This is a genomic window from Sphingomonas sp. NCPPB 2930 (assembly GCF_042867205.1).
Taxonomy (GTDB): Bacteria; Pseudomonadota; Alphaproteobacteria; order Sphingomonadales; family Sphingomonadaceae; genus Sphingomonas.
In genome coordinates this window covers 118,004-138,687 of the sequence record NZ_JBHZQU010000011.1, presented here as the reverse complement: position 1 = coordinate 138,687, position 20,684 = coordinate 118,004, and the positions used below count along the sequence as shown (strand labels likewise).

At 68.2% G+C, this 20,684-nt stretch carries 20 protein-coding genes; 9 read left to right on the top strand and 11 right to left on the bottom strand.

All coding sequences use genetic code 11. The features are described 5' to 3' along the window. Nucleotides 1-274: 274 nt before the first annotated feature. Nucleotides 275-658, bottom strand: a complete 384-nt coding sequence (locus ACFX59_RS13520; protein WP_387432798.1) for a hypothetical protein — start codon at nt 656-658, stop codon at nt 275-277. A gap of 189 nt (nt 659-847) precedes the next feature. Between ACFX59_RS13520 and gyrB the strand changes: the two genes are divergently transcribed. Both gyrB and ACFX59_RS13510 read left to right on the top strand, forming a co-directional pair. Further along, nucleotides 848-3,340: a DNA topoisomerase (ATP-hydrolyzing) subunit B gene (gene gyrB / locus ACFX59_RS13515; protein WP_387432797.1), complete on the top strand. Its 2,493-nt coding sequence runs from the start codon at nt 848-850 to the stop codon at nt 3,338-3,340. 128 nt (nt 3,341-3,468) lie between these two features. Beyond that, complete coding sequence (locus ACFX59_RS13510) at nt 3,469-4,230, top strand: class I SAM-dependent methyltransferase (RefSeq protein WP_387432796.1); 762 nt, start codon at nt 3,469-3,471, stop codon at nt 4,228-4,230. Nucleotides 4,231-4,380: 150 nt separating this feature from the next. Here ACFX59_RS13510 and ACFX59_RS13505 read toward each other — a convergent pair whose 3' ends face one another. The 8 genes from ACFX59_RS13505 to thiD all read right to left on the bottom strand — a co-directional run bounded on the left by ACFX59_RS13505 (nt 4,381) and on the right by thiD (nt 12,304). Further along, nucleotides 4,381-5,415, bottom strand: coding sequence for a sensor histidine kinase (locus ACFX59_RS13505; RefSeq protein WP_387432794.1), 1,035 nt, complete (start codon nt 5,413-5,415; stop codon nt 4,381-4,383). Between the two features lie 14 nt (nt 5,416-5,429). Beyond that, nucleotides 5,430-5,873 (bottom strand): response regulator, encoded by a 444-nt coding sequence (locus ACFX59_RS13500; protein WP_309700615.1) that lies wholly within the window; start codon nt 5,871-5,873, stop codon nt 5,430-5,432. Further along, nucleotides 5,874-7,373 (bottom strand): ATP-binding protein, encoded by a 1,500-nt coding sequence (locus ACFX59_RS13495; protein WP_309697789.1) that lies wholly within the window; start codon nt 7,371-7,373, stop codon nt 5,874-5,876. Between the two features lie 54 nt (nt 7,374-7,427). Continuing rightward, nucleotides 7,428-8,189, bottom strand: coding sequence for an exonuclease domain-containing protein (locus ACFX59_RS13490; protein ID WP_307101124.1), 762 nt, complete (start codon nt 8,187-8,189; stop codon nt 7,428-7,430). A 52-nt stretch (nt 8,190-8,241) separates the two neighbouring features. Continuing rightward, on the bottom strand, nt 8,242-9,297 hold the full coding sequence (folP, locus tag ACFX59_RS13485) for a dihydropteroate synthase (RefSeq protein ID WP_307101122.1): 1,056 nt from the start codon (nt 9,295-9,297) through the stop codon (nt 8,242-8,244). Nucleotides 9,298-9,446: 149 nt separating this feature from the next. After that, nucleotides 9,447-10,586 carry a site-specific DNA-methyltransferase gene (locus ACFX59_RS13480; protein ID WP_307101120.1) on the bottom strand — a complete coding sequence of 380 codons (1,140 nt, stop codon included), beginning with the start codon at nt 10,584-10,586 and terminating at the stop codon, nt 9,447-9,449. A gap of 221 nt (nt 10,587-10,807) precedes the next feature. Next, entirely contained in the window at nt 10,808-11,404 is a 597-nt protein-coding gene (locus ACFX59_RS13475; protein ID WP_387432792.1) for a ribonuclease HII, read from the bottom strand. Between the two features lie 72 nt (nt 11,405-11,476). Beyond that, nucleotides 11,477-12,304 carry a bifunctional hydroxymethylpyrimidine kinase/phosphomethylpyrimidine kinase gene (thiD, locus tag ACFX59_RS13470; protein WP_387432791.1) on the bottom strand — a complete coding sequence of 276 codons (828 nt, stop codon included), beginning with the start codon at nt 12,302-12,304 and terminating at the stop codon, nt 11,477-11,479. Nucleotides 12,305-12,584: 280 nt separating this feature from the next. On the opposite strand from thiD, the gene ACFX59_RS13465 reads away from it, so the two are divergent. Beyond that, a complete protein-coding gene (locus tag ACFX59_RS13465) occupies nt 12,585-13,469 on the top strand; it encodes a bestrophin family protein (RefSeq protein ID WP_307101110.1) in 885 nt (294 codons plus the stop codon). Nucleotides 13,470-13,508: 39 nt separating this feature from the next. Here ACFX59_RS13465 and ACFX59_RS13460 read toward each other — a convergent pair whose 3' ends face one another. Next, nucleotides 13,509-14,930 carry a sigma-54 dependent transcriptional regulator gene (locus ACFX59_RS13460; RefSeq protein ID WP_309697777.1) on the bottom strand — a complete coding sequence of 474 codons (1,422 nt, stop codon included), beginning with the start codon at nt 14,928-14,930 and terminating at the stop codon, nt 13,509-13,511. 245 nt (nt 14,931-15,175) lie between these two features. Between ACFX59_RS13460 and ACFX59_RS13455 the strand changes: the two genes are divergently transcribed. The 6 genes from ACFX59_RS13455 to ACFX59_RS13430 all read left to right on the top strand — a co-directional run bounded on the left by ACFX59_RS13455 (nt 15,176) and on the right by ACFX59_RS13430 (nt 19,842). Continuing rightward, on the top strand, nt 15,176-15,310 hold the full coding sequence (locus ACFX59_RS13455) for an aa3-type cytochrome c oxidase subunit IV (protein ID WP_307101107.1): 135 nt from the start codon (nt 15,176-15,178) through the stop codon (nt 15,308-15,310). Nucleotides 15,311-15,320: 10 nt separating this feature from the next. Beyond that, a complete protein-coding gene (locus ACFX59_RS13450; RefSeq protein ID WP_387432803.1) occupies nt 15,321-16,442 on the top strand; it encodes an NAD(P) transhydrogenase subunit alpha in 1,122 nt (373 codons plus the stop codon). A gap of 129 nt (nt 16,443-16,571) precedes the next feature. After that, nucleotides 16,572-16,940, top strand: a complete 369-nt coding sequence (locus ACFX59_RS13445; protein ID WP_387432789.1) for an endonuclease domain-containing protein — start codon at nt 16,572-16,574, stop codon at nt 16,938-16,940. A gap of 1 nt (nt 16,941) precedes the next feature. Beyond that, nucleotides 16,942-17,241: a proton-translocating transhydrogenase family protein gene (locus ACFX59_RS13440; RefSeq protein ID WP_307101104.1), complete on the top strand. Its 300-nt coding sequence runs from the start codon at nt 16,942-16,944 to the stop codon at nt 17,239-17,241. A gap of 8 nt (nt 17,242-17,249) precedes the next feature. Continuing rightward, entirely contained in the window at nt 17,250-18,785 is a 1,536-nt protein-coding gene (locus ACFX59_RS13435; RefSeq protein WP_387432802.1) for an NAD(P)(+) transhydrogenase (Re/Si-specific) subunit beta, read from the top strand. 142 nt (nt 18,786-18,927) lie between these two features. Continuing rightward, on the top strand, nt 18,928-19,842 hold the full coding sequence (locus ACFX59_RS13430; RefSeq protein ID WP_387432788.1) for a winged helix DNA-binding protein: 915 nt from the start codon (nt 18,928-18,930) through the stop codon (nt 19,840-19,842). Between the two features lie 2 nt (nt 19,843-19,844). Here the strand turns inward: ACFX59_RS13430 and ACFX59_RS13425 are convergent, their stop codons facing one another. Then, nucleotides 19,845-20,669 (bottom strand): oxygenase MpaB family protein, encoded by an 825-nt coding sequence (locus ACFX59_RS13425; protein ID WP_387432787.1) that lies wholly within the window; start codon nt 20,667-20,669, stop codon nt 19,845-19,847. Between the last annotated feature and the right edge of the window lie 15 nt (nt 20,670-20,684).

The following is a 20,684-nucleotide window of genomic DNA, read 5'->3' as shown; positions in this document are numbered from 1 at the left end:
CGACTAAGCCTTTGCTACGCAAAGACCAAGTCTGCGCAACCCTCTCCCCTCTGCGAGGGGCGAGGGAAGGAAAGGCATCGCTGAATGTCGATCCGCCGCAAATTTGCCGGAGACTCCCAACCCTCCCCTATCCCCTCCCGCTGGCGGGAGGGGCATGCTCCGGTTCAACGGCATGGCCCCTATCGGCGTGCATCGGACGCCGCCCCACAACGCACCCCTCCCGCAAGCGGGAGGGGATGGGGGAGGGCAAAGGTGCCTCGCAGAGCCCATCACCTCACCGGCACAGTCTCACCGCCACCCTGTCGAGCGCGCGGTCGTGACTTGCCGTCTCGCCCGCGCTCAGGAACCCCTGTCGGGCCACGAAGCGATCGGCGTCGCGGCGAACCTGCTCGACATCGTGCCACAGGGCCTGCGCCTCGGCCTGCGACAGGCGGTGTGCCTTGCGGGCATTGCCGATGTCCGCCTCCAGGATATTGGCGCGCATCGCGACATGCGCCTGGCGCGGATCGCGGATCTTGCCGCCGGTGGGCGCGCGCAGGCGGTGTTGCTGCGCCAGGTCGCAGCCGGGATAGTCGCGGCCCATCGGTCGGGCCGCGACGGGCAGCGCGGCCATGGCCGTCGCCAGCGTCGCCAGGAGCAGGGTTCTGCCGGTCATCATATCTCTCCCATCGGATGATGCGGGGATGTTACGCGCGGGCGGCTTGCCCGCTCCCGACCGGGGCGTGACATTCCCGTCAGCCGGGCGGTTTCGACGCCCCCGGACCGGCGGTGCGCGGGGGTGTGCGAAAGGGTTCCGCCGCCTTCCATTTCGCTTTCTTTGGGGCCCTGTAATTCCTATATACTCGCTATGGCAGATACCCCCCAGACGAATGAGTACGGCGCCTCCTCGATCAAGGTGCTGAAGGGCCTCGACGCGGTGCGCAAGCGGCCGGGCATGTATATCGGCGATACCGACGACGGTTCGGGCCTGCACCATATGGTGTTCGAGGTCAGCGACAATGCGATCGACGAAGCGCTGGCGGGGCATTGCGACCGCATCGATATCCAGCTGAACGCCGACGGCTCGGTCAGCGTCACCGATAACGGCCGCGGCATCCCGACCGGCATTCACCCCGAAGAGGGCGTGTCGGCGGCCGAGGTCATCATGACCCAGCTCCATGCGGGCGGTAAGTTCGAGAACACGTCGGACGACAATGCCTATAAGGTGTCGGGCGGCCTGCACGGCGTCGGCGTGTCGGTGGTAAACGCGCTGTCCGAGTTCCTCGACCTGACCATCTGGCGCGACGGCGAGGAGCATTATATGCGCTTCGCGCACGGCGATGCGGTCGCGCCGCTGAAGGTCGTCGGCAAGGCCGAGCCGGGGCAGAAGGGCACCCGCGTCACCTTCCTGCCTTCCCCTTCCACCTTCAAGATCACCGAGTTTGACTTCGACAAGCTGGAGCATCGCTATCGCGAGCTGGCCTTCCTGAACTCGGGCGTCCGCCTGTTCCTGACCGATGCGCGCCATGACGAGCCCAAGACGGTCGAGCTATACTATGAGGGTGGCATCGCCGCCTTCGTGAAGTGGCTGGACCGCTCCAAGTCGCCGCTCTTTCCCGAACCCATCGCCATCCATGGACAGCGCGATGCGATCGGCATGGACGTCGCGCTGGAGTGGAATGACAGCTATTACGAGAATGTCCTCGCCTTCACCAACAACATCCCCCAGCGCGACGGCGGCACGCATATCGCGGCCTTCCGCGCGGCGCTGACCCGGACGCTCAACAATTATGCCGACAAGTCGGGTCTCCTGAAGAAGGAGAAGGTGACGCTGACCGGCGACGACATGCGCGAAGGTCTGACCGCGATCGTCTCGGTCAAGCTGCCCGATCCGAAGTTCAGCAGCCAGACCAAGGACAAGCTGGTCTCGTCCGAGGTGCGCCAGCCGCTGGAGGCGCTGATCGCCGACAAGCTGGCCGACTGGCTGGAGGAAAATCCCCAGAACGCCCGCGCGATCGTCGCCAAGATCATCGACGCCGCCGCCGCGCGCGAAGCCGCCAAGCGCGCCCGCGAGCTGACCCGGCGCAAGGGCGTGATGGACATCGCCTCGCTGCCCGGCAAGCTGGCCGATTGCCAGGAGCGCGATCCCGCCAAGTCCGAACTCTTCCTGGTCGAGGGTGACTCGGCCGGCGGTTCGGCCAAGCAGGGGCGCAATCGCCATTTCCAGGCGATCCTGCCCTTGCGCGGCAAGATCCTGAACACCGAGCGCGCGCGGTTCGACCGCATGATCTCGTCCAAGGAGATCGGCACGCTCATCCAGGCGATGGGCACCGGTATCGGCCGCGACGATTTCAACGCGGACAAGCTGCGTTACCACAAGATCGTCATCATGACCGACGCAGACGTCGACGGCGCGCATATCCGCACGCTGCTGCTGACCTTCTTCTATCGCCAGATGCCCGAGCTGATCGAGCGCGGGCATCTCTATATCGCCCAGCCGCCGCTCTATAAGGCGACCAAGGGACGGTCGGAGGTGTACCTGAAGGACGACACCGCGCTCGACGAATATCTGGTCGAAGCGGGCGTCTCGACCATGGTGCTGGAAGGACCGGGCGGCGCGCGGTCGGGCAACGACCTGAAGGCGCTGGTCGATCATGCGCGGCGGATGCGGACCCTGATGCGCTACGTGCCGCGCCGCTATGACGCCGCGATCATCGAGGTGCTGGCGCTGGCGGGTGCGCTCGATCCCGTGCTGACCCGCGAGCAGCGCATGGCGACCGTCACCGAAACCACGCGACGGCTGGAGTCGGGCGATCATGAGGCGCGCTGGTCGGCGCGGCTGACCGAGGATGGCGGCGTCCATTTCGAGCGGCTGTGGCGCGGCGTGACCGACCACCACATCGTCGAGGCCAGCTTCATCGCCTCGGCCGAGGCGCGCAAGCTGCACAGCCTCGCCGCCGAACAGGCCGAGAGCTTCGCGCAGGCGGGCAAGCTGGTGCCGCAGCGCAGCGCCGCGACCGAGCCCTCGGCCGATGTCGTGCCGACCGACGAAGAGGGCCACAGCACCACCCTGGCGCGCGGCGAAACCCGCGTGGCGCGGCCCAGCCAGTTGCTGGAGGCGATCCTGACCTCGGGCCGCAAGGGGCTGGCGATCCAGCGTTACAAGGGTCTGGGCGAGATGAATGCCGAGCAGCTGTGGGAAACCACGCTCGATCCCGCCGTCCGCTCGATGCTGCGCGTGACCTCGGACGATGTCGCGGCGGCGGACGAGGTGTTCAGCCGGTTGATGGGCGAAGTCGTCGAGCCGCGACGCGAGTTCATCCAGGACAATGCGCTGAACGTGGCGAATCTGGACGTGTAATCGGGACTATCCATTCCCCCGCTCCGTTCAGCCTGAGCGAAGTCGAAGGCCACGCGAATCCTTTGGGCTTCGACTACGCTCAGGCTGAACGGCGGTGGGGGAATAGGACCAGTTTTAGGAGAGCAGGCATGAAGGCGATCGCACTGGGACTGATGCTGGCGGCGGGGACGACCGTCGCGGTGGCGCAGCAAAAGCCTGCCGCGTCCGCCAAGCCCGCCGCCGTCCCGGCCTACATCACCGCCGCGCTCGCCGATCCGGCGCGGGCCGAGCAGGCGGGCGACGATGCGCGGCGCCAGGCGGCCGCCGTCCTCGCTTTCTCGGGCGTGAAGCCGGGCGATACGGTGATCGATTACCTGCCGGGCAAGGGCTATTGGACCCGTATCCTGTCGGGCATCGTCGGGCCGAAGGGGCATGTCTATGCCTATTGGCCCGCCGCCGCGCAGCGCTATGCCGAAAAGTCGCTGGGCGCGATCCAGGCGCTGAACCTGCCCAACGCCACCGTGCAGGTGCAGGCGGTGAACATCCCCGCGGCGGACCAGCCGATCGACCTGTTCTGGACCGTCCAGAATTACCATGACGTCGCCAACAAGGATGCGGGCGAGCCCGCGCTGCGCGCCTTCGACCAGGCGGTGTTCAAGCTGCTCAAGTCGGGCGGCACCTATGTCATCATCGATCACGCCGATACGGTGGGCAAGGGGCTGGCCGACACCAACACGACGCACCGGATCGACCCCGACTATGTGAAGCGCCAGGTCCAGTCGGTCGGCTTCCGCTTCGTCGGCGAGAGCCGCGTCCTGCGCAACCCCGAGGACGACCATAGCAAGAACGTCTTCGACCCCGCCATTCGCGGGCGCACCGACCAGTTCGTCTACAAGTTCCGCAAGCCCTAAATCGGGCGGCGCGCCAGGGCTGACGGCGGATTGGGGAGGGGGGAGCGTGGCCTTCGACTGCGCTCAGGCTGAACGGAGGTTGGGTTTCACCGCCTCTGTTCCCCCGCCCCGTTCAGCCTGAGCGAAGTCGAAGGCCAAGGGCCGGGCCCGCTAGACCGCCATCCGCAACACCGCCCGGACCCCGGCATGGTTCGGGTCGTAATCCAGTGTCGTGTGCAGGCTCTGCGCCATCGCGCGGATCAGCTTGGCGCCCAGCCCGGTGCCCTGCGGCTTCTGGTCCACCGCCATGCCGCAGCCGTCATCCTCGACCACCAGTTCGCAGCCCTGCTCGACGCGGCTCAGGAAGATGCGCACCTCGCCCGCGCGGTCGGGATAGGCATATTTGCAGGCATTGGTGACCAGCTCGGTCACGATCACCCCGATCGACACCGCGCGGTCGGTCTTCACCCGGATCGGCTCGGCGGACAGGGTCAAATTGCGCGGACAGCTATGATGCGACCAGCTCTCGCCCAGTTCCTCGACCAGCGCGCCCAGATAGTCGCGCAGATCGACCTGATCGACATCGTTGGCGGTATAGAGCCGCCGATGCACCTGCGCGATCGCCCGGATGCGACGCTGCGTATCCTCCAGCGCCTCGCGCGCCTGCGCATCCGTCAGGCTGCCCTTCTGCAACCCGATCATCGCGGACACCAGCTGCAACGAATTGGCGACGCGGTGATTGACCTCGCTCAGCATCGCCTCCAGCCGGGCATTGGAGGCGCGCAGTTCGGCCTCGGCCACGGCCTTGGCGCGTTCCAGCCGGGTGCGGTCGAGCACCTGCGCGAAGCTGGCGGCGAGCAGCGCGAAGAAATCCTCGCCGACCGTCTTCACCACATAGTCCGCCGCCCCGGCCTTCAGCGCCGCGACCGCGATCCGCCCTTCGTCCGAGCCCGTCACATAGACGACCGGCGGCGGATCGGGCAGCGCGGTGATCGCGGCCAGCGTTTCCAGCCCGTCCATGCCGGGCATATAATGGTCGACCGCGACCAGATCGAAATCGCCCGCCGCCGCCAGCGCGACGCCCTCGTCCCCCGATGCCGCGCACGACACCGCATAGCCGTGCCGCCCGAGCGCGCGCGACACCAGCCGACGCAGCGCATCGTCGTCGTCGATATAGAGGATGCGGGGCGGGCCGCCGGTCGTCATGGGCAAGCGGGCGATCAGCCCTCGACCTCGGGCACCTGGATCACCGACAGGAACAGGCCCAGTTGGCGGATCGCCTGGGCGAAATTCTCATAATTCACCGGCTTGGTGATATAGACGTTGCAGCCCAGGTCGTAGCAGCGCTGGATCTCGACCTTGTCGTCGGTGGTGGTCAGCACGACGACCGGGGTACGCTTGAGCGGGCTGGCCTCCGCCTTGATCTTGGCCAGGATGTCGGTGCCGCTCATGTCGGGCAGGTTCAGGTCGAGCAGGACCAGCGCCGGGCCGTTCTTCGCCGGGCCGTCGGGCGCGTTGAACAGATAGTCGAGCGCGCTGGTGCCGTCGGTATAATGGCGGATGTCGTTCAGAATGCCCGCGCGGCGGATATTCTTCTCGATCAGGCGGGCATGGCCTTCGTCGTCCTCGATCATGACGATGCCGACAGAGCGATGGTCGTTCATTCAGGCGCTTTCGATGGAAAGGGTGGCTGGTAGCGACAGGAAGAAGGTCGCGCCTTCACCCAGTTGAGATTCGACGGAAATCGTACCGCCCAGGCGATAGGCGAGCGCGCGGACATGGGCCAGGCCGATGCCCTCGCCCGGCTGGTCCTGCTGACCCGAGCGGCGGAACAGGTCGAAGATGCGCTGGTGATCGCGCGGGTCGATGCCGCGCCCATTGTCGCGCACCGCGACGATCACCCGGCCGCGCGTCTCCTCGGCGGAGACATGCACCTCGGCGGGGCGGGTCGGGTGGCGGTATTTGGTCGCATTCTCGATCAGGTTGGACAGGATCTGCTCCAGCGCGATCCGGTCGCTGACCACCACCGGCATCGGCCGCGCGATGGTGACGGTGACGCCGCGATCGTCGATCACATGGCGGATCGAGTCGGTGATCTGTTCGGCAAGCTGGTCGAGCGCGATCATCTCGGGCGCGAGCACCCGGCGTCCTTCGCGGCTGAGCTTCAGGATGGCGTTGATCAGCCGGTCCATCTTGGCGGTCGAGGTACGAATGAAGCCGATCGCCTCGGGCAGATCCTCGCGCGCGGCGAGGCGGGCTTCCTCGGTCACGATCTGCGGCGCCTCCGCCTCGGCGCGGTCGATCAGCGCGGCCAGCGGCTGGGTCGCGGCGGACAGCTCGGCGGTGAAGCCCATCACGTTGACCAGCGGCGAGCGCAGGTCGTGGCTGACGATATAGGCGAAGCGCTGGATCTCCTCGTTCGCCAGCGCCAGGTCGGCGGTGCGTTCCTTGACCTGTTCCTCCAGCGTGGCGTTGAGGTCGGCCAGCTCGGCGCGCGACCGGGTCAGGTCGCGGGTGTAGCGGCGCACGGTCAGGAACGAGACGACCGCGACCAGCACCAGCAACAGCCCCGCGACACCGACCACGGCGGAAAACAGGCGGCGGCTGGCGGTCTGTTCGCCATCGCGCAGGCGGAGCAGGCGCCGCTCCTCATGGCCCATCCGGTTGAACATCACGCGCAGCTTCTGCATCCGCTGCAACCCGCTGTCGGCGCGGAAATGGCGTAGCGCCTCGGCCCCCAGCCCGTCCTGGACCAGCGTGTTGGTCGCACGCTGGGCGGCGTCCAGCTCGGCCAGGCGGCGCTCCACCGCGCGCATCGGGATCGCCTGGGCGGGGTTGTCGGCGGTCAGGCGCTTGAGGTCGGCCAGGCGCGGAATGAGCTGGTCATGCGCCTGGTCGAAGCTGGCCAGAAAGGCCGGCGTTCCCGCCAGCATATAGCCGCGCCGCGCGGTTTCCTTCTGTTCGGCCAGGCGGCGCACCTCGGTCAGGACGCTTTCGACCTGATAGGTGTGGACCACCCAGTCGCCATGCCGATTGGTCTGGCGAATGGCATAGCCCGCCGCGATCGCAGCCATGATCAGCGCGATGAACCCCGTCACCATCGCGGCGATCAGGATGCGGCCGATCGGATTATCGGCGCTCGGCTTGGGAGATCCCTCCTGCATGACGCGACGCCTTATCGGAGGAATGTCGTGGATACCAGAGAAGTTGCGCTGCCGTTACAGCAGCATTTGCTGCGGGCTGGGGCGGCCGACATGGCCGCCGCCCTGCCGCCGCGCCATCTCGGTTTCGGCGGTGAAGCGGACATCGGGATCGCGGTCGGTCAGGAACCCGATCAGCGAATCCTCGTCGATCTCGCGCCAGTCCTTGCCGCGATCCGGGCCATAGCGGACGCGCGGCAACAGGCCGGGGCTGCGCGACCATTCCAGCAGCTGCGCCAGGCCCGCCTCGTTCAGCTGGTCGCGCAGATGGTGCGCGGTGACATAGGCGTCGGGAAAGGCGCGGTGGATGGGCAGGCCGCGCTCATGCACCAGCCCGGCGGGCTTGCGCCAGTAGCGCAGGACCTGGTTGGAGAAGCTGGGGCTGTCGGGCCACAGGCGTAGCGCGCATTTCCAGGTACAGATCCAGTCGGCGGACTGGGTCATGGCGGGGGTGCAATATTGCTGCTCGAAATCGGCGCGGTGCGCTGCCAGCGCCAGGCGACGCGGCCAGGGGTCGAGCACGCGCCGCGCGACGTCGTGCCACCAGGGGGCGTCGGCGACCTGCTCGTCCAGGATATGGTGGATCGCCTGGGTGATCGGCGGAATCGGACGGCCGGGATTGACCAGGATATTGCCGCCTTCGCCCTCCAGCTCCCAACGGCCGTCCTTGCCCAGCGCCACGTCCTGCCACCCGATCTCGCACACGCCGTGGGTGGGCGGGGCCTGTCCGGTCGTCTCCAGGTCGATGACACGGATAATCTGGGGCTGGGGACGCTGCATGGCCCCTATGTGGGCGTTCGGGGCGCGAAAAGCGAGGGGCTTGTCCCCCGTGCTATCCCATCAGGGCGCGGTCGCGCAGGCCGCGCCAGACGTGCAGCGCCTGCACCGTCTCGGCCACGTCGTGCACGCGGATCAACTGCACGCCCGCCTCCGCCCCCTTCAGCGCCAGCGCCAGCGAACCGCCGAGCCGGGCATCGACCGGGGCTTCGTTCGACAGCGCACCGATCATCCGCTTGCGGCTGGCCCCCAGCATGATGGGGCAGCCCAGGCCATGGAAAAGGGCCAGCCCGTTGATCAGCGCGAGATTGTCGGCCAGCGACTTGCCGAAGCCGATGCCCGGATCGACCATGATCCGCGACCGATCGACCCCGGCGGCCACCACCGCCGCGACCCGCGCCTCCAGCCAGTCGAACACGTCCGTCAGCACATCGCCGTAACCGACCCGGCCATGCCCGCCCTTGTCGGGGTCGGGGGAGTGCATCAGGATCACGGGGCAGCCCGCCTTCGCCACCACCTCCAGCGCGCGGTCGTCCCACAGGAGCGCGGCGACATCGTTGACGATGCCCGCACCCGCCGCGAGCGCCGCCTCCATGACGGCGGCCTTGCGCGTGTCGATCGACACCAATGCGCCGCCGCGCGCCAGCCGTTCGATGACGGGGGCGGTGCGGGCGATCTCGTCGCCTTCCCACACGGTGGCCGCGCCGGGGCGGGTGGACTCGCCGCCCAGGTCGATCACGCTCGCGCCCATCGCGGCCATCGCCATGCCGCTATCGGCGGCGGCGGCCGGATCGCCGACATGCTTGCCGCCGTCGGAGAAGCTGTCGGGGGTGACGTTCAGGATGGCGGCGACCTGAGGCTGGTCGAAACGCAGCGTGCGCGGCCCCATCACCCAGGGCGCACGGGGAGCGGTGAAGGCGGCATGCTGCGCCTCGGCACGCGGCGAGCCGCCCAGTTCCGCTGCGAAGCGCGCAACGGGGACGATGCGACGGCTGGTTCCTTCGCGGACCTCATAGGCCGAGAACCACTGCATCCCGCCCGCCAGACGCAGGGCGCTGCCGTCTTCCAGGCCCACAGGGGTATCGACGAACTGGATGGGGCGCAGGTGCATGATCTTGTCCTAAAATCCTCCCCGGCACGGGGAGGTGGCAGGGCGAAGCCCTGACGGAGGGGGGGCTGCCACATAGGGCGTCCTGTGCGGCGATCCCCCTCCACCACCGCTTTGCGGTGGTCCCCCTCCCCGTGCCGGGGAGGATCGTTTTACGGCTGCGTCGCCAGCAGCCAGGTCTGGCGCATCGCGTCGATCGGTTTCAGCGCGCCTTCCAGTTCGTAATGCCAGAAGGTCCAGCCATTGCAGGTCGGCCGGTTCTGAAGCAGCGAGCCCAGCCGGTGGATCGACCCCGCCTGCCCGCAATCGGACAGCAGCGAGCCGTCCGCGCGGACCGTCGCGCGCCATTTGCGCTTGGCATCCATCAACGGCATGCCGGGCATCAGATAGCCATTTTCGACCAGCGTGCCGAACGCCACCTTGGGCTGGGCCTTGGGGCTCTGCATCGTGGCCAATGCGCTTTCGTCGAGCGGCAGCGCGGCCTCGATCCGCTCGATCGCGGCCGCGCAATAGGTCGGCTCGCGCTCGATCCCGATCCAGCGGCGGCCCAGCCGCTTGGCCACCGCGCCGGTCGTGCCGGTGCCGAAGAACGGGTCCGCGATCACGTCGCCGGGCCGGGTGCAGGCCAGCAGGATGCGATAGAGCAAAGCCTCGGGCTTCTGGGTCGGGTGGACCTTGTGTCCGTCCTTCTTCAACCGCTCCTGACCGCCGCAGATCGGAAATTCCCAGTCCGACCGCATCTGGATCTCGTCGTTCAGCGTCTTCATCGAGCGATAGTTGAAGGTGTATTTGGCCTTCTCGCCCTTCGAGGCCCAGATCAGCGTCTCGTGCGCGTTGGTGAAGCGGGTGCCCTTGAAATTGGGCATGGGGTTGGACTTGCGCCAGATGATGTCGTTGAGGATCCAGAAGCCCAGATCCTGCACCGCGGTCCCGACGCGGAAGATGTTGTGATAGCTGCCGATGACCCAGAGCGAGCCATTGTCCTTGAGGACGCGGTAGCATTCCGCCAGCCAGGCGCGGGTGAAGGCGTCATAGGCGGCGAAGGTGTCGAACTTGTCCCAGGCGTCGGTGACGGCGTCGACATGGCTGCCATCGGGGCGGAACAGCTCGCCGCCGAGCTGGAGGTTATAGGGGGGGTCGGCGAACACCATGTCGACCGACTTGTCGGGCAGCGAGCGGAGCGCCGCGATACAGTCGCCCATCAGGATCTGGTCGAGCGGCAGGTCGCTTTCGCGGTGCGCCGATACCGGCCGCGTCCCGATCGGCTTTGCCACCGTCTGGATCACCCCCATGCTATGTTCCTTCTACCCTCGAACCCTCGCATCCACCCGGAATGAGTCACACGTCAAGAGGCGATTCGCATGCGCGACTCGCGTGATTCCGCCAGATTCGGCGACGTATTGCGATTTCGTGGCAGATATTGGGGGTGTGGATAACTTCGCCCCCAAGGGACGGGGTGTGGCGATTGCGACTCGGGTCGCCCGTAAAATCCTCGCCCTGTCCGATCGCGGGATCAAAGGTCCAGATAACATTGCGCCACGGGGGCGAAGCTGCGGCGATGGAGCGGCGAGGGGCCATGTTCGCGCAGCGCCGCCAGATGCGTTGCCGATCCATACCCCTTGTTGCTGTGCCAGCCATAAGCGGGCCATTGCTCGGCCGCCGCGATCATCATCTCGTCGCGGACATGCTTGGCCACGATCGAGGCCGCGCCGATCGCCAGCGACTTGGCATCGCCTCCGACGATCGCGGTGGCGGCATAGCCCCATTTGGGCAGGCGGTTGCCGTCGACCAGCACATGCGCGGGGTGGCCGCCCAGCCTCTCGACCACCGCGTCGACCGCCAGCGTCATCGCCTTCATCGTCGCCCAATAGATGTTGAGCCGGTCGATCTCCTCGGGATGGACGATCCCCACGCCGACCACCGCGCAGGCGCGGATCTCGGCACAGAGGCGCGCGCGGGTCTTCTCGGTCAGCTTCTTGGAATCGTTGATGCCGCCGGGGCAGTCCCGTTCGGGAAGGATGACGGCGGCCGCGACCACCGGCCCCGCCAGCGGCCCGCGCCCCGCCTCGTCCACGCCGCACAGGGGCATGGGAAAGCTGTGATCGACCATGGCGGGGGCTTTATCGTGGTGCGAGCGGGATAGGAAGATGCCCATTCCTCCCCTTGAAGGGGAGGAATGGGGCTACCCCCAGCGCGCCGCAAAGGCGGCGGCGTCCCAGCCTTCGCGGCTGATCGCGGCGAGCAGGTGATAGAAGGGGACCATGCCCAGCCCATGCCCCATCGGGCCATGCCCCTGGCCCAGCCCCGGTGCGGCGGCGAGCGCGGCCTGGACGAAGGCGATGGCGCGGTCGACCGAATCCGCCAGCGCCATGCCCTGGCCCAGCCCGGTCGCGATCGCGCTGGCCAGGGTACAGCCAGTGCCATGGGTCGAGCGCGTGTCGAGCCGGGGATGCTGCCAGCGTTGCTCGCCGCCGGGCGCGACCAGCCGGTCCTCGATCACCGGGCCCTCGCCATGGCCGCCCTTGACCAGCAGCGCGCGCGTCTGGTGCCGGACCATCGCCTCGCCCCCCAGCGCGGCGAGTTCGGGCAGGTTGGGGGTGGTCAGCGCGGCCAGCCCCAGGAACCGGCGAAAGGCGGCGATGACATCGGCATCGGCCAGCACCGACCCGCTGGTCGCGATCATCACGGGGTCGAACACGACCGGAAGGTCCAGCGTCTCCAGCCGGTCGGCCAGCGCATGCGCGGTTTCGGCCGATCCGATCATCCCGATCTTGACCGCGTCCGCGCCGATATCGGTCAGCACGCTGTCGATCTGCGCCATCACCATCGCGGTCGGCACCGGGTGCACCGCCTGCACGCCCAGCGTATTCTGCGCGGTGATGGCGGTGATCGCGGTCATCGGATGGCCGCCGAGCATCGCCACCGTCTTGATGTCCGCCTGTATCCCGGCGCCCCCGCCTGAATCGGAACCGGCGACGATCAGGATGCGGGGCGGGGGCGTGACGCTCATATTTTTTCGTCATGCCCGCCGGGCGTGCGGCGGGCAAGCGTCGGTGCGCCGCACGACGCCCCGCCGCGCTCGGCGCCGGGGGATAAATAAAGGCGGAAGAACGGCTTGGCGTCGTTTCGACGGCCTTCCGGACGGCGGCGACTCTGTGGCCGGTTCGTGACGTTTGGTTTCCGGCGGGCCGCGCCCCTTTCCCCGCGGCGGCGCTCGCTTATTTCGGACGCGCATCCATTCGGCGCATTATCGCGTTGCAGCGCATCGTGGATGACAAGGGAGACCTGATTTGATCGTTGATGCCGTACCACGCACCCGCATCATCATTTCCGAGGTATGGCGTCCCCTGCTGGCGCTGTTCATCTGGGACGTGATCGTCACGGTCGCCTATTATGTCCTGCCGTTCAAGGCGCCGTCGCTGCCGCTGACCCTGTTCGGCACCGCGCTCGCGCTGTTCCTGGGGTTTCGCACCAACTCGGCCTATCAGCGCTGGTGGGAGGGGCGGCAGCTCTGGGGCCTGATGATCAACGCCTCGCGCAACATCGCACGCAGCGCGCGCAACTTCCTGCCCGATCCCGAGGCGCACGACATGAAGCGATCGATCGTGCTGCGCCAGATCGCCTATGTGAACGCCCTGCGCTGCCAGTTGCGCAAGCAGCCGGTCGATACCGAGGTGCTGCGCTTCCTGTCGCGCGGCGAAGCGGAGCCCGCGCTGGCGCGGACCAACACCGCCAATGGGCTGCTCGACGGCACCGGCCGCCGGATCGACGATGCCCGTCGCAAGGGCTGGATCGACACCATCCAGCAGACCCAGATGGAATCGGTGCTGGTCGACATCGCCAATTCGCAGGGCGGCATGGAGCGGCTGAAGAACACACCGCTGCCCAACCAGTATCGCTTCATCCCGGCCTTCTTCACTCGGCTGTTCTGCGTGCTGCTGCCGATCGGGCTGGTCGAGACGCTGGGCTTCGCCACGCCGGTCGGCTCGTCGATCGCGGGGCTGATGTTCCTGGCCGCGTTGCAGATCGGCGACGATCTGGTCGATCCCTTTTCCGACACGGTCCACGACCTGCCGCTGAGCGCGATGTGCCGGACGATCGAGATCGACCTGCTCCAGGCGATCGGCGACCCCGCACCCGAACCGATGAAGCCGGTCGACGGCGTGCTCTGGTAAGATTCCTGCCGTCTTCCCCCGGCCGAACCGGGGGAGAGGTCAGGCGGCGTTGTCGATGCCCAGCTCGCCCAGCTTGCGATAGAGCGTCGAACGCCCGATCCCCAGCCGCCGCGCGACCTCGGTCATGCGGCCGCGATAATGGCCGATCGCTAGGCGGATGACATCGGCCTCGATATCCTCCAGCGGGCGCAGATTGCCGTCGGGGCGGAACAGGTTGATCCCGCCATTGTGCATCCCGTTCGCTGCGCCGGTCGTCGCCGAGGGCCGGTCGCCGAGCGAGGCGATCTGCGGGAAATCCGAGGCGTTGAGCACATCGCCCTCGCACAGCACGGCGGCGCGGAAGAGCGCGTTCTGCAACTGGCGGACATTGCCCGGCCAGTCATAGCGGCGCAGCAGGTCGAGCGCGTCCTCGGTGATGCCCAGCCAGCGCAGCCCTGGCTGTTGCGCGATCCGGTCGAGCAGATGCCTTGCCAGCGCGGGCACGTCGTCCGCGCGGTCGCGCAGCGGCGGGATCGCGACATGAACGGTGTTGAGCTTGTAATAAAGGTCCTCGCGGAACCGCCCCGCCTCGACCGCTTCCAGCAGGCGTCCGTCGGAGGCGGCGATGACGCGGACATCGACCTCGCGCGCGTGGCGGGCGCCCAGCGGCACGATCGCCCCGGTGTGGAGCATGTCGAGCAGCCGCGCCTGCGTGTCGAGCGGCATGCCCGAAATCTCGTCGAGGAACAGGGTCGATCCGTCCGCCTCGACCATCTTGCCGATCCGCCGCTCGAACGCGCCGGCAAAGGCGCCTTCCTCATGGCCGAAGATGATGCTGTCGAGCTGGTTGGCGGGGGTGGCGGCGCAGTTGACGCGCAGCATCGGCCGATCGGCGCGGGGGGAGGCGGCATGGATCGCCTCGGCCAGCGATTCCTTGCCGACGCCGCCTTCGCCCTCCAGCAGCACCGACACGCGGGCGCGCGCGGCCTTGGCGGCGACGGCCAGCGCGGCGCGGAATTCGGGGGCGTCGCCGACGATATCGTCAAAGGCGAGCAGCGCGGGGATCTTCTCGGTCAGCGGGCGAAGCTCGCCGCTGGTCTGCGCGGCGACCGCCGCCTCCAGCGCACCGAGCAGGCGCTCGGGGGCCAGCGGCTTGACCAGGAAGTCGGTCGCGCCCGCGCGCATCGCCGCCACCGCCTGCGCCACCGAGTCATTGGCGGTCAGCATCAGGATGGGCAGTTCGGGGCGAAGCGCATGGCAATCGGCGATCAGGGCGGTCGCGTCCGCGCCGGGTGCCCAATGGTCGATCAGCACGGCGTCCAACTCGCGCCCCTGCACCGAACCCAGGACGGAGGCCGCCATATCGGCATCGGTCGCGAACAGCGTGCGCCAGCCGCCGCGCTGCGCCAAAGCGGCAATCAGTCGCCGTTGCGCAGGTTCGTCGTCGATCAGCAGCAGCAAACGTTGGCCGTTGCGCGTCATAAACCGTCCCGTAGTCCCCGTTGCCCCCTGGATGGCGCAACTTTGTTAAAATCTGCGTTAATTCGGGACAATGTCCGAAACACGACGCAAAGGCACGTCTTATATTGCGACCCAAGCGTTCGATTTTGCGCCGTTACGACCCGTGGGCCATTTCGGGGTTGATCCGCCTGTGCCGGTGAATAAGCTCCTGATCCGGTGAATGCGGAAGGACCCACTTTCGCATGCCGACAGCAAGGGTGAGGATCATGGCGGCCAACGAGACCGGCACCGGCGACATGAAGGCGCATGTCGCGACCTATGATCGGATGATCGGAATGCTGAAATGGGGATCGATCGGCGTCGCCATTCTGGTGGCGATCGTCCTCTGGCTGATCGCGTGATGTGATGGGCGTGCATATCGCGGTGCTGCGGGAGACGGCCGGGGACGAGAGCCGCGTCGCCGCCACGCCGGAGACGGTGCGCAAGCTGACAGCGCTGGGCGCGACGCTGGCGGTCGAGCGCGGCGCGGGACAGGCGGCGGGGATCGCCGATGGCGATTACGAACAGGCGGGCGCGACCGTCGCCGAACGCGGCGAGGTGCTGGCGGGGGCGGGGATCGTCCTGGCGGTCCAGGCGCCCGAGGTCGAGGGGCTGCGCGGTGTGGGCGAGGGCGCCTGGGTGGTCGCGGCCTTCGATCCGTTCCGGCGGCACGAGACGGTCGCGGGCTATGCCGCCGCCGGGCTGGAGGCGCTGGCGATGGACCTGATGCCGCGCATCACCCGCGCCCAGTCGATGGACATATTGTCGTCCCAATCCAATCTGGCCGGGTACAAGGCGGTGCTGGAGGCGGCGAACGCCTATGGCCGCGCTTTGCCGATGATGATGACGGCGGCGGGGACGATCCCGGCGGCGCGCGTCTTCGTGATGGGGGTGGGCGTCGCGGGGCTCCAGGCGATCGCGACCGCGCGGCGGCTGGGCGCGCAGGTGTCGGCCACCGATGTCCGCTCGGCCACCCGGGAGCAGATCCAGTCGCTGGGCGCCAAGCCGATCTTCGTCGAGGGCGTGGCGGGGATCGAGGGCGAGGGCACCGGCGGCTATGCGGGCGAGACGAGCGAGGAATATCGCGCCGCCCAGGCCCAACTGGTCGCGGGACATATCGCCAGGCAGGACATCGTCATCACCACCGCGCTGATCCCCGGCCGCCCCGCGCCGCGGCTGGTGACGGATGCGCAGGTCGCGACGATGCGGCCGGGCAGCGTCATCGTCGACCTGGCGGTCGAGGCGGGCGGCAATGTCGAGGGCGCGGTGGCGGGCGAGGTGGTGACGCGCCACGGCGTCACGATCATCGGCCACCGCAACATGCCGGGCCGCCTGGCCGCCGACGCCTCGGCACTGTTCGCGCGCAACCTGCACAATTTCCTGGCCGCCTTCTGGGACAAGGACGCCGGACGCCCGGTGCTGGACGCGGAGATCGGCGACGCGATCCGGCTGACACGGGGCGGGCAGGTGGTGAACCCGAGGTTGCAGTCGTGACCCTATTTCCTCCCCTGCAAGGGGAGGTGGCAGGGCGAAGCCCTGACGGAGGGGTGTCGCGTTCTCGAGAGGGGGACACCCCTCCGACGCGCTGCGCGCGCCACCTCCCCTTAAAGGGGAGGAATTAGGATGTTACAGGGCGACGAAGGGATCGGCGGTCGGGCGCGGGGTTTGCGGCGGGCGATGTCGGCACCCGAAATCACGTTGTGGCAGGTGCTCCGCCGACGTCCTGGTGGCTACAAATTCCGGCGTCAGCATCCGTCAGGCCCCTATATCGCCGACTTCTACTGTCACGAGGCAAGACTGGTCGTTGAGGTGGATAGCGAAGCGCATGGACGTGGCGATCGACCGGCACGCGACGAGGCCAGGGATCGCTGGTTCGCACATCGCGGCCTGATTACCCTTCGTATCGCAGCGATCGATATCCGGAAAAACATCGAGGGCGTGACCGGCCATATCCTCGCCACCGCCGCCAACCGCCACCTCGGGGAGGAATAAGATGGACTTCGTATCGATCCTGTCGATCTTCGTGCTGGCGTGTTTCGTCGGCTATTATGTCGTCTGGTCGGTGACGCCCGCGCTGCACACGCCGTTGATGGCGGTGACCAACGCCATTTCCTCGGTCATCATCGTCGGGGCGCTGATTGCGTCCGCCGCATCCTCTGGGGCGACGGGTTCGGGCGTGGCCAAGTGGCTGGGGCTGGGCGCCGTGGTGCTGGCCAGCATCAACATCTTCGGCGGCTTCGCGGTGACGCAGCGGATGCTCGCCATGTACCGCAAGAAGGAGAAGCGCTCGTGATCGCCCCCGTGCCGCCCGCGCCGCTCGCCCCTGCGGTCGAGGCCGTTGCCGCAAACCCCTGGGTTTCGCTTGCCTATCTGGTGGCGGGGGTGTGCTTCATCCTGGCGCTGCGCGGATTGTCGAGCCCGACGACCAGCCAGCGGGGCAACCGCTTCGGCATGATCGGCATGGCGATTGCCGTCGTCATGACGCTGGTGACGCATGTGCCATCGATCGGCTCCGGTTGGACGACGGCATGTGAAATCGGAGAGGCAATTTGCCCCTTTGGTTCTCAGATTGATTGGGTTGCCGTTCTCGAAATCCTTGCTGCCATCGGCTTGGGTGCGGCGATCGGCATCACCACCGCGCGCCGCATCGCCATGACCGCGATGCCGCAGCTGGTCGCCGCCTTCCACTCGCTCGTCGGACTCGCCGCCGTCGCGGTCGCCTGTGCCGCCTTCCTGAACCCGGTCGCCTTCGACATCGCCGACATGGTGGTGCCGATGATCGGACAGCCCTTTGCCAGCATCCATGTCGTCAGCCGGGTCGAGATGGCATTGGGCGTCGCGATCGGCGCGATCACCTTTTCCGGCTCGGTGATCGCCTTCCTGAAGCTCAACGGCAATATGGGGGGCAAGCCGATCCTGCTGCCCGGCCGCCATGCGCTGAACGCGGGGCTGCTCGGCGCGATCGTCCTCCTCGTGGCGATGTTCACGCGCGACCAGGCACCGTGGATCTTCTGGACGATCACGCTCCTGTCCTTCGTCATCGGCTTTCTGCTGATCGTGCCCATCGGCGGCGCGGACATGCCGGTCGTGGTGTCGATGCTGAACAGCTATTCGGGCTGGGCCGCCGCCGCGATGGGCTTCACCCTGCACAGTACGGCGATGATCGTGACCGGCGCGCTGGTCGGCAGTTCGGGCGCGATCCTGTCCTATATCATGTGCCGGGCGATGAACCGCAGCTTCGTCAGCGTGATCGCGGGCGGCTTCGGCGCGAGCGATGCGGGGGGCGGGGCTGCGGCGGCGACCGACCGGCCGTGGAAGCGCGGCAGCGCGGAGGACGCGGCCTTCCTGATGAGCCAGGCCGAACAGGTCGTCATCGTCCCCGGTTACGGCATGGCGGTGGCGCAGGCGCAGCATGTCCTGCGCGAGATGGGCGACCTGCTCAAGAAGGAGGGCGTGCGCGTCAAATACGCCATCCATCCGGTCGCGGGGCGGATGCCCGGCCATATGAACGTCCTGCTGGCCGAAGCGAACGTGCCCTATGACGAGGTGTTCGAACTGGAGGACATCAACGCCGAGTTCGCGCAGACCGACGTCGCCTTCGTCATCGGCGCGAACGACGTGACCAACCCGGCGGCCAAGACCGACAAGTCCTCGCCCATCTACGGCATGCCGGTGCTCGATGTGGAAAAGGCCAAGACGGTGTTGTTCATCAAGCGGTCGATGGGCGGCGTCGGCTATGCCGGTGTCGATAACGAGCTATTTTATCGCGACAACACCATGATGCTGCTGGCGGACGCGAAGAAGATGGTCGAAGAGATCGTCAAGGCGCTCGGCTGAGCGTCCGATTCGGACTGACGTCGACTCCCGGACGTCATCCCGGTCGCAGCGACGATGGCGACGGCGGGGCGGCGGCTCCGCCGGGCCGGTCATGCTGCGACCGTGATCGAAAGCCCGCCATGGCGGGCGGCGGGGAGCAGGTGTGGAACAGCTAGACCCTTATGGGGACGGATTTCCGGTCGTCGTCATCAGCGCGCCCGCGCTGAGCGGCGCGGCGGGGCAGGCGGTGCGGCAGGCCGGCGGGCGGGTGATGCGCGCGATCGACTGGCCCGCGGTCGCCGAGGAGATCGGGCGGCAGGCGGGGCGGCCGCTGCTGATGATCGACACGCACGGCGCGGAGGCGCTGGCGATGGAGGTGGCGCTGGCGCGGATCGACGCGGTGGCGACCGCGCTCGACCTGCCGGTGCTGGTCAGCCTGCCGACCGCCGATATTGACCTGGTCGCCGCGATGCTGCTCGGCCCGCGCGTCGTGATGCTGTGCGACGCGAGCGAGCTGGAGCTGGTCGCCGCGCTGGCGGTGGCGGGGGCGACCAATGGCGGCGCGTCGATGCTGCACGGCCATGTCCATGAGGGCGAATCCGAACGGCTGCGCCAGCTGAACGCCGAGGTCGCCCGGATCGCCGAGGTGCTGGCGCGGCTGTCGGTGCAGGGCGAGGAGGAGGGGCGCGGCGGAGTCGGCGACCGGCATCAGAGTTTCCACGCCGCCACCGCGCGCGCCCAGCCGGGCGATGCCGAGATCGTCCGCCGGATGATCCGCGCGCGGCGGCTGCGCGACGGGCTGTTCGGGGAGGGACTGTTCGAGGAACCCGCCTGGGACATGCTGCTCGATCTCTATGCCGCGCATCTGGAGGGGCACCGCGTGTCGGTGTCCAGCCTGTGCATCGCCGCCGCCGTCGCGCCGACCACCGCGCTGCGCTGGATCGGCAAGATGACCGAGGCGGGGCTGTTCGCGCGCCAGCCCGATCCCGCCGATCGCCGCCGCGCCTTCATGGTGCTGACCGACCGCGCGCTGGAGGGGATGCGCGCCTATCTGGCGGCGCTGCGGCGGCTGGGCTGAGCCTAGCGCGCCAGCGCCCAGCGGATCGCGCCGCCCAGCCGCCGCGTGCCCGCCCGGATGGCGGGACGCATCGCGACCGCGCCGTCCAGGCCATGCAGCCGCGCCGCCCAGTCGGGCAGCAGCGCGATCCCCGCCTGGGTCAGCCAGTTGCTGACCGGCGCGAGCGCGGGGCTGGGGGCGGGCTGGTTGAGCAGCACGCGGGCGACGCTGCGGGTCCGTGCATCGACCCGCAATTCGCCGCGCACCGAGGCGAGGAACCGGGCAAGCTGGTGCCGGTCCTCGGGCACGTCCACGGCCCCCAGGCGGCGCGCGATCTGCGCCATCTCGGCCAGATAGCGGTCGGCCTGTTCATCGGAGAAATCGGGGTCGCGATAGGTGCGGTGCGCGCGCAGGAAGCTGTCGACCTCGGCGGCGTGCACGAAGGTCAGCAGGTGCGGATCGTTGGCGGCATAGGGGGTGCCGTCGGGCAGCGTGCCCTTCACCCGGTCATGCACGTGGCGCACCCGCGCGATCACCTGCTCGGCCGCCTCGGTCGCGCCATAGGTGGTGACCGAGATGAACCCGGCGGTCCGCCGCAGCCGCCCCGCCATGTCGCGGCGGAAATCGCTATGGTCCCAGACCCCGGCCAGCGCGGCGGGATGGAGCATCTGGATCAGCAGCGAGGCGATGCCGCCCGCCATCATCGCGGTGAAATCGCCATGCACCGCCCAGGTCGCCGAACCGGGGCCGAACAGCCCGTCATCGCCCGGCGGCCGGGTCAGGTCGAGGTCGCGACTGCCGACGACGTCGCGGATCTGGTCGGCAATCTGGCGGCGGACGGGGAGCATGGCGGGATAACGCGT

Coding starts and splice junctions, on each gene's coding strand:
- ACFX59_RS13520 (WP_387432798.1), bottom strand. CDS start 658: ATGATGACCGGCAGAACCCTGCTCCTGGCGACGCTGGCGACGGCCATG.
- gyrB (WP_387432797.1), top strand. CDS start 848: ATGGCAGATACCCCCCAGACGAATGAGTACGGCGCCTCCTCGATCAAG.
- ACFX59_RS13510 (WP_387432796.1), top strand. CDS start 3,469: ATGAAGGCGATCGCACTGGGACTGATGCTGGCGGCGGGGACGACCGTC.
- ACFX59_RS13505 (WP_387432794.1), bottom strand. CDS start 5,415: ATGACGACCGGCGGCCCGCCCCGCATCCTCTATATCGACGACGACGAT.
- ACFX59_RS13500 (WP_309700615.1), bottom strand. CDS start 5,873: ATGAACGACCATCGCTCTGTCGGCATCGTCATGATCGAGGACGACGAA.
- ACFX59_RS13495 (WP_309697789.1), bottom strand. CDS start 7,373: ATGCAGGAGGGATCTCCCAAGCCGAGCGCCGATAATCCGATCGGCCGC.
- ACFX59_RS13490 (WP_307101124.1), bottom strand. CDS start 8,189: ATGCAGCGTCCCCAGCCCCAGATTATCCGTGTCATCGACCTGGAGACG.
- folP (WP_307101122.1), bottom strand. CDS start 9,297: ATGCACCTGCGCCCCATCCAGTTCGTCGATACCCCTGTGGGCCTGGAA.
- ACFX59_RS13480 (WP_307101120.1), bottom strand. CDS start 10,586: ATGGGGGTGATCCAGACGGTGGCAAAGCCGATCGGGACGCGGCCGGTA.
- ACFX59_RS13475 (WP_387432792.1), bottom strand. CDS start 11,404: ATGGTCGATCACAGCTTTCCCATGCCCCTGTGCGGCGTGGACGAGGCG.
- thiD (WP_387432791.1), bottom strand. CDS start 12,304: ATGAGCGTCACGCCCCCGCCCCGCATCCTGATCGTCGCCGGTTCCGAT.
- ACFX59_RS13460 (WP_309697777.1), bottom strand. CDS start 14,930: ATGACGCGCAACGGCCAACGTTTGCTGCTGCTGATCGACGACGAACCT.
- ACFX59_RS13455 (WP_307101107.1), top strand. CDS start 15,176: ATGGCGGCCAACGAGACCGGCACCGGCGACATGAAGGCGCATGTCGCG.
- ACFX59_RS13445 (WP_387432789.1), top strand. CDS start 16,572: ATGTTACAGGGCGACGAAGGGATCGGCGGTCGGGCGCGGGGTTTGCGG.
- ACFX59_RS13440 (WP_307101104.1), top strand. CDS start 16,942: ATGGACTTCGTATCGATCCTGTCGATCTTCGTGCTGGCGTGTTTCGTC.
- ACFX59_RS13425 (WP_387432787.1), bottom strand. CDS start 20,669: ATGCTCCCCGTCCGCCGCCAGATTGCCGACCAGATCCGCGACGTCGTC.